At 76.6% G+C, this 342-nt stretch carries 1 pseudogene; it reads right to left on the reverse strand.

The window, feature by feature from the left end:
• Positions 1-342 (reverse strand): annotated as a pseudogene (locus KVT45_RS55245) (AfsR/SARP family transcriptional regulator); the annotation flags it as partial.

The raw sequence follows: 342 nt of genomic DNA on the forward strand, positions 1-342 counted from the left end.
CCCGCCGGCTGAGGACGCGCAGCTCGGCCAGGTCCTCGTCGACGCCCCGCAGGTTGCCGGGCGAGTCGTCCATGATGTGGGTGCGGTACATCAGGGTGACGCCGACCTCCCAGTCACCGCCGTGCTCCCGGCAGGTGGCGACCACGGCGGACAGGTCGGGCGGGATGGCCACGGCGGGGCCGCCCAGGGTCCACGCGGTGAGCGGCCAGATGATCCCCGGCAGCCGGGCGGCCCGGGGCCCGCCCGCCTCGAAGGCGGGCCGGCCGAGCGCGACGTACCCCGGAGTCCCCCCGTCCGCCACCAGGTCGGGCTGGCCGGACTCGGAGGCCAGGAACAGGTCGA

Origin of the sequence: Streptomyces sp. GbtcB6, from assembly GCF_019091475.1 — a bacterium.
GTDB lineage: Bacteria > Actinomycetota > Actinomycetes > Streptomycetales > Streptomycetaceae > Streptomyces > Streptomyces hyaluromycini.